Origin of the sequence: Leptolyngbya sp. FACHB-711 (assembly GCF_014695615.1) — a bacterium.
Lineage (GTDB): Bacteria > Cyanobacteriota > Cyanobacteriia > Elainellales > Elainellaceae > Leptolyngbya_A.
Window position 1 is genome coordinate 1 of record NZ_JACJOR010000380.1, and the last position, 7,707, is coordinate 7,707.

A 7,707-nucleotide genomic window follows, 5' to 3' on the forward strand; every position below is an offset into this window, starting at 1 on the left:
GCAGTTGATTGAGAATCTGCCGTCGATAAATCGTGTCTCGCTTTCGATCGGTCTGCACTTCCAACAACCGAATGCCCTCTTGAGGCAACGTTTGAATGCGATCGATCAAACCCTGCCAGTCTCGAATGCGGTGATAGTCCACGCCGTAGGTGGCGCAAAGCTGGGCAAAATCGATGTCCTGAGGGGTAGCGAAAAAGTCTTCAAAGGGTGGCTCAAATTGGGCAATCGGCAGCATTTCAAAGATTCCGCCGCCGTTGTTGTTGATCAGCACGATCGTTAGATGTCCTTGCAGCTTATTTCGCAGCAAAAAGCCGTTCGTGTCATGCAGCAGTGCCAGATCGCCTGTGAGTAAAACGCTACTGGGCTGACGGTGGGCTGTGCCGATCGCCGCCGAAAGCGTGCCATCAATACCGTTTGCGCCCCGGTTGAAGCAGGGCTGAATTTGGCGATTTCCCGGCTGCCAGAACCACTCTATATCGCGCACGGGCATACTGTTGGCGATAAACAGCGGCGTTCCAGGAGGCAAGTGCTGAGACAGTAGCCACGATACTTTGCCTTCAAACAAAAAGTCGGTCTGTGCCAGGGTTCGATCGCGCTTCTGGCGGGCGATCGTCTCCATCTCAAGCCAGGACTTTAAGTAATGAGAAGGCGAACCCGTCCTGCGGGTCATTTGTGCCGCCACTTGCTCGATCGACAGTCGCAGATGAACGGTTCTCAGGTGCAGCGGGTCAAGATTGCGATCGTCCGGGTCGATAATCCACTGCATCAGCAACGGATCGGAATTGAGCCACTGGCGCAGGGTTTTGCTGGTGGGCATTTCACCAACGCGAATAACCCAGTCGGGCTGGAGTTTATCTGCCCAGTCAGAATTTCGCAGAATCAGGTCGTAAGTAGTAATCAGATTGGGATTCAGGTCGGCAGCATTTCGCACCGGAGACAGCCCTTCTGCCAGCACCGGAACACCCAGGGATTGCGATAAACGGGCGATCGATTCACAGTAGGTCTGACGATCGCCAGGCTGCGCGACGCCTGCAATGATTAAGCCGCGATGCGGGGCTGTTCCTGCTTCGGGATAATCGGACTGCTGCCACAGTGAAGGAACGGCAAATTGAGCCTCGAACTGCACAAACGGCGCAGGAGCAATTCCCCTAAAAAAATCGGTCGGAAATCGATCGCCGAGTGCCTTTGCTTCAGCCTGGGGAATTGGCGCAAGCGGATCGCGAAAGGGCAGATTCAGATGCACACAGCCCGCTACCGGCTGATGGGCACGTTCCCAGGCATAGACGATCGTTTGCCGCAAATATGCCAGCAGCGACAGTTCTAGCCCCGGTATCGACAGTTCACTGTACCAGTTAGGATAAGTTCCATACAGCTTTTGCTGATCGATCGTTTGCCCCGCATTGCATTCACGCAGTTCCGGCGGACGATCGCTCGTGAGAATGATCAAAGGCACACGGCTTTCCCGCGCCTCGATCACAGCCGGATAAAAGTTTGCCCCTGCCGTGCCTGAGGTGCAAACCAAGGCAACCGCCCGTCCCGTTTGTTTCGCCAATCCCAGCGCAAAAAAAGCCGCCGATCGCTCATCCAGTACCGGAATTGCCTCGATCGCCTTGTGCAGGGCAAAAGCAACCGTAAGCGGAGCCGATCGCGATCCGGGACAGATAACGGCGGTTTGGAGTCCCAGGCAGTGCAGCGTTTCCACCAGCACCGACGCCCAGACCGAGTTAGTATTGCTGAAATTGATCGGCATTCCTGACAGGCGAACCCAGAAAAAAGAGCAGAAGCTCCATTCTCACACTAATGCCCGCAGGAGTGCCTGAAGCTTCAGCCGGATTTCTGCCAGTTCGCGATCGGGATTAGACCCTGCCACAATGCCCGCCCCGGCATATAATCGGGCGCGATGTCCGTCGATCAGAGCCGATCGAATGCCAACGACAAATTCGGCGTTTCCTTGGGCGTCGATCCAGCCCAGGGGCGCGGCGTAGAGCGATCGTTCAAAGCCTTCGTACTGGCAAATCTGCTCACAGGCAACTTCGCGGGGTCGTCCGGCAACGGCAGGAGTGGGGTGCAGCTCGGCAACCAGGGCAAGCGGATGCAGGCTTGGCGGCAAAATTGCCTGAATCGGCGTATGAAGATGCTGAATATTGGCTAGTTTTCGCAGGGTTGGCGTTGCGGTGAAGCGAGGGGTTAGCCCTACATTGACCAATCTTTGCGTAATAAAATCAACAACGACCTGATGTTCGTGCCGCTCTTTGTCGCTGCGATAAAGCTGATCGCCCAGCGTATCATCCTCGATTGCCGTCCGTCCGCGTGGGGCAGATCCGGCAAGGGCATCGGTGAGAAAGCGGCGGTTTTGAATGCTCAACAATCGCTCCGGGCTCGCCCCAATAAAGCTCTGTCCGTTGCCGTTGCCGATCGAAAAAACCGTGCATCCTGAATGCAACTGCCGCAAATCGTTGAGCGATCGTCCCCATTGAAACGGAAGCTGAGAAATCACATCGATCGCATGAGCCAGCACCACCTTATCAAACTGATGGGTTTCGATCGATTTCAGCACCGAAGTCACAGCAGGCTGAAACGAATTGTGGTCAATAATTTCCCATTGATTGAGGAGTGGAGTAATGCCTTGCGGAAGCTGAAAAACGTCGTACTGCGCCTGACAAATCGATCGAAATTCCTGCCAGATCGTCTGGGTTAACTGCTGCAAATTCGAGTCAGATTGAATCGGCAAATTCACGATCGCCCCGTGATGTTCCTGCCAGCGAATAATCTGCCAGCGAGGGAGAAAAACGGTCGCGCCCGGAAAAGGAGAATCGCAATGAGTTTGCTGATCAAAAAAAGTAAAACTACAAAAAAATCGAGGCGTTGTCCAGGGAAAATCAACCGGATAGCTCGCTAATATTTGGTCAAGCTGAGTTTGAATGAAATTTTGTGCCTGCTTAAATCTTTCTTTGCCGTTCACTGTTAGCGCAACCGCTGAGCCAATCGCCGCAATCGATCGCCCTTGATCACGATTTTCTAAATAGAAATGAAGCTGATTCGATCGATGCAGATGATTAAGAACAATCAATGGATCGATTACGCTGCAAGAGGAAGTGCTTTGCATCGCCTCGATTTCAAGGGCAACACTAGCAATTTTAGGCTGATTTTCTGCAATCGATCGCTTGCGGCAAAAGTCAAGAAACTGATAAATTTGTTTACAGTCTTGCAGGGGTTGCAAGTGAGTAAAAGGCGACTGACAAAGCATCGAAGAAAAACAGTCCTTCTAAAAAATAAGTTGTCAAAAGGATCAGTCAAAAGGGTCACAGTCTGCTGTGTCGAACCGTCAGGAATTCTTACAATTCCTAATTCCTAATTACAGATTTTAACCTGCTTAGACTTTACCCCAGGAAGATGTTTGAGAAGTCATAACCCTGAGCTGCCTTCTAACTCACCAGCACCTTTGCGCCTCGCCGATCGCCCACTCGCATTCGAAACTCCTTCGGCGGCACAAACGTAATGCCCCGTCGCGTCGGTTTTACCACAGGCAGCATTTCGCTCGAACGGGTTAGCGTCACCTGGCGAAGCACCGTCGCCAGCACCAGCTTCATTTCATACATTGCCAACGCCATGCCAATACAGCTTCGACTGCCGCCACCAAACGGCAAATATTCATAGGGCGATTTCGCCTTGCCCAAAAACCGCTCCGGCTCAAACCGATCGGGATTCGGATAGGTATCCGCCCGGCGATGCGCCAGATAAATCGAGGGAATCAGCACGGTTCCCGGTTCAAACCGATAGCCCATAAGCTCGATCGCCTCCTTGGTCCAGCGCGGCTGCGAAATCAGCGCGATCGGATAAATTCGCAATGCTTCTTTACACACTGCGTTGAGATAAGGCTGGTTTGCTACGGTCATCGGGTCAGCCTGTTCGCCCAGCGTATCCAGCTCTTGTAGGAGGCGATCGGCAATTTGCGGTTCGCGCTGAAGCCAGTAAAAAATCCAGGTTAAGCCAGAAGCCGTTGTTTCATGTCCCAGCAGCAGCAGCGTCATGAGCTGATCGCGCAGTTCTACATCGCTGAGCGGCTGTCCTTCTGCATCCGTGGCGCTCATCAGCACCGATAGAATGTCCGATCGATCATGAATGCCCTGGCTCCGGCGATCGGCAATCTCGGCATACAGCAACGCATCAATCTGCTGCCGAATCCGCACAAACTGTCCCCACGGACTCCACGCCCCCAAATCCTGCTGCAACGGCGGCAAAAAAAACTGCACCGAATAGGTCGGCGAATTGATATCCTCCAGCAATCGATGCAAAAGCCGCTGAAGCTGCTGATAGCGACTGCCGGGCTTCAACCCGAACACGACGCGCAAAATGACTTCCAGCGAAATGTCTAGCATCTCTGACTGAATCTTTAGCACCGATCCCACCGACCAGCGATCGATCGCCTCGGTCGTCAAGTCACAAATCACCTGTCCCCAGCGATACAGCCCCTCCCCATGAAGCGCAGGCATAAGCATCTGCCGCTGTTGCTGATGGCGCGATCCGTCCTGCATAATCAGCGATTCATTTCCGGTCAGCGGACGAAACACATCCGTCACCTTGCCCAGTTCCAGCTTGCTCGACAGTGTGGTAAAAATCGCCTGGATCGCATCTGGGTGACTAAAGAACACTACAGGCGGCGAATTGATTCCCAGCACCCGCGTCGTAAAGGGATCGCCGTATCGCTGCGATTGTTGATCAAAAAAGGCGATCGGGTCCGCAATCAAACTCAGCGTTTGCAGCAAAGACGGCAGCCTAGAACCGCTCGGAAGCACCATAGATCTCCGCTCCATCCACAGTTTTGTACTCCACAGTCCATAGTCTACCGCTCAATCCCGCGCCCCCGCCCGTCCTGTAACTTCTCCTTACCCATGCCAATTACCAGGCAGATTTTCTGCTCGGCGAATATTCAAACAGCACCAGTCCTGCCGCCTCCAGAGGGTTGCCATTGTCCAGCCGTGTTCCTCTAAGCAATCGGCGATCGGCTGGACCTGGTCAATCAAAATCCCGCTGAGAATGCCCCAGGTATCTGGCTTGGAAATGTCGCTAAAGGACGGAATGAGTTGCAGGATGACTTCTGCCAGAATGTTGCATACAAAGCCATCGACCGGAGCGGGCAGCATTTCCTTGAGGCGATCGAGGCTGCCTTCTTCAACCATCAGGCGATCGGGCGGCAACTCGTTCAGCTCAACATTACTCTTGGTCGCATCGACTGCCAGAATGTCTGTATCGACGGCATAAGCTCGCTCTGCACCCAGCAAAATTGCTCCCACCGAGAGAATGCCGGAGCCGCAGCCAATATCCGCGACGATCGTTCCTGGTAGCGGGTCGTTGAGTCGCATCTCTAATGCTTCCAGGCAAAGCTGGGTCGTGGCATGCGCACCTGTGCCAAAGGCAACGCCCGGATCGAGTTTGATGATCAGCCGATCGGTTTCGGGGATGGGAAGCCAGGCGGGATTGATTAAAAAACGATCGCCGATCGGTTCAGGATGCCAGTGGTCTTTCCAGCTTTTAGACCAGTCTTCTTCATCGATTAAGTGCCATTGGACGATCGGCGCGGGCAGTTCGGCGCAGAGCAGATCTTGTTTGAGCAACAGAGCCAGGGCAGCCAGATCGAGCTGCTGGGATTTGATTTGCGGCAGGTATGCCTTGACGGTGAACGTGTTGCCCCGTAACTCACTCGCCATGCCGCGACAGCCAAACGCCTGCAATCGCCAAAAGAGGAGTTCCTCTGCCGCCGGATCAGCCCCGACCTGAATTTCCCACCAGCTACTTGCCAAGAGTGATCACCTCACGAGACCTCGGTTCAGGAAATTTCGGCTAGGGTCACGGTGTAGGCATCACGAATTCCCTGTTCTTTTTTGATTTCCTCCAAAACGCCGTCTGGCACGGGGTCATCAATGCTCAGCACCATCACGGCATCGCCGCGCACGATCTTGCGTCCGACCTGCATACTGGCAATATTGACATTCAGGTTGCCCAGCAGTGATCCCAGCTTACCGATGATCCCCGGCATATCGCGGTGCAGCGTAAACAGCATATAGCGGCTTGGCGGCACGTTGATCGGAAAGTCATCGATGCTGGTAATGCGAATTTCATTGTCGCCCAGGAGTGCGCCCGTGACGGAATGTTCGCCCAGCGAGCCGACTGCCGACAGATGCAGCGAGCCTGGATAGTCACGCACCGACGCATCGCGAGTTTCGATCACGCGGATGCCCCGCTCTTTTGCCTCAATGCTGGCGTTGACGTAATTGACCCGCTCCTGCAAAGCGTTGGACAATAAGCCCTTGAGTGCTGCGACGACCATCGGCTGACTGTCGTTCGTTGCCAGATCGCCCTGTAAGCGAATCGTGAGCGACTCGATCCGTTTGCCGGAAAGCTGACTCACCAGATTGCCCAACGTTTCTGCAAGCTGCAAGAAAGGACGCATTTTCTCCATCACGTCGGGACGCAGACCGGGAATATTCACCGCCGATCGCGCCGGGAGCCCCAGCAGCACATCGCGGATTTGCTCTGCCACATCGATCGCCACATTCACCTGCGCTTCTTCAGTGGAGGCTCCCAGGTGCGGCGTGAGCACTAGATTTTTACTCAGGCTGGTAAGGGGCGATTCGCCCAGCGGCTCGTTTTCATACACATCCAGCGCGGCTCCGCCAATTTGCCCGGCGTCGATCGCCTTTGCCAGCGCAGCCTCATCGATAATGCCGCCTCTGGCACAGTTGACAATGCGAACGGTGGGCTTCATTTTTGCCAGCGCGTCGGCATTGATTAAATGATAAGTATCCGGCGTTTTGGGAATGTGAAGCGTGATGTAGTCCGACTCGCGGAAGAGAAAATCAAGCTCGACGAGCTGACAACCGATTTGCTCTGCCCGTTCAGCCGATAAATAAGGATCATACGCTAGCAGACGCATTCCCATAGCGCGAGCGATCCCGGCAACGTGCGACCCGATCTTGCCCAAGCCAACGACGCCTAGCGTTTTCTTGTAAACTTCTACACCCGTAAAGCTCTTGCGATCCCACTTGCCGCCCTTCACCGACTGATTGGCATCAGGAATGTAGCGTGACAGAGCCAGCATCATTGCTACGGCATGTTCCGCAGCGGCGACCGTGTTTCCTTCGGGCGAGTTGACCACCAGAATTCCGCGTCGCGTGGCAGCAGGCACATCCACATTATCGACTCCGACTCCGGCTCGTCCAATGATCTTGAGCTGCGTTCCTGCGTCGATGACTTCTTGAGTTACGCGGGTTCCAGAACGAATCATCAGGGCATCGTAGTCTGGAATGATCTGCACGAGTTCGGCAGCGGAAAGGCTGGTCTTCACGTCAACTTGAGCCACCTGGGAGAGAATATCAATGCCAACTTGATCGATCGGGTCGGAGACAAGAACCTTGGGCATGGGATCAGCTACATGAGATAGAAACCGGGAAAACAAACAGCAAGCAAAAAGCCAGGTTTTCCACAAGTCGCCATTCTACTGCAAACCTGTCCTCGTCATGGGTCTTTCCCGAAAAGTTTTCTGCTTTTATCGCCTTTGCGAATGGGCGGTGAGCAGGGATGTCGAGCTGCATTGAATTTTGAGCTGAATCGATCGTCTTTTGCGTCTTTGCGATAACGTTAAAGGCGGTTTGCGGCGCGGCTATCTGATGCGTTTCAGCCAGGCTGTTGCAGGCGAAAATGCTGGCT

The 7,707-nt window shown here is 54.1% G+C and carries 6 protein-coding genes; all 6 read right to left on the minus strand.

The features are described from left to right. Positions 1-1,750 (minus strand): 2-succinyl-5-enolpyruvyl-6-hydroxy-3-cyclohexene-1-carboxylic-acid synthase (menD, locus tag H6F80_RS15935; RefSeq protein WP_190792510.1); only part of this gene is annotated, 1,750 nt, incomplete at its 3' end. Positions 1,751-1,792: 42 nt separating this feature from the next. Beyond that, positions 1,793-3,220, minus strand: coding sequence for an isochorismate synthase (locus H6F80_RS15940; RefSeq protein WP_199296615.1), 1,428 nt, complete (start codon positions 3,218-3,220; stop codon positions 1,793-1,795). A gap of 205 nt (positions 3,221-3,425) precedes the next feature. Next, on the minus strand, positions 3,426-4,814 hold the full coding sequence (locus tag H6F80_RS15945; RefSeq protein ID WP_242067396.1) for a cytochrome P450: 1,389 nt from the start codon (positions 4,812-4,814) through the stop codon (positions 3,426-3,428). 72 nt (positions 4,815-4,886) lie between these two features. After that, positions 4,887-5,801, minus strand: coding sequence for a 50S ribosomal protein L11 methyltransferase (prmA, locus tag H6F80_RS15950; protein ID WP_190792513.1), 915 nt, complete (start codon positions 5,799-5,801; stop codon positions 4,887-4,889). Positions 5,802-5,827: 26 nt separating this feature from the next. Next, the gene (gene serA, locus H6F80_RS15955) at positions 5,828-7,420 is read right to left on the minus strand and encodes a phosphoglycerate dehydrogenase (RefSeq protein WP_190792514.1); all 1,593 of its coding nucleotides are present in this window, start codon (positions 7,418-7,420) and stop codon (positions 5,828-5,830) included. A 4-nt stretch (positions 7,421-7,424) separates the two neighbouring features. Continuing rightward, the coding region (locus H6F80_RS15960) for a hypothetical protein (protein WP_190792515.1) at positions 7,425-7,707 on the minus strand (283 nt) is incomplete at its 5' end.

Excerpts from the sequence above, each read along its gene's own strand:
- H6F80_RS15945 (WP_242067396.1), bottom strand. The coding sequence starts at position 4,814 with ATGGAGCGGAGATCTATGGTGCTTCCGAGCGGTTCTAGGCTGCCGTCT.
- serA (WP_190792514.1), bottom strand. The coding sequence starts at position 7,420 with ATGCCCAAGGTTCTTGTCTCCGACCCGATCGATCAAGTTGGCATTGAT.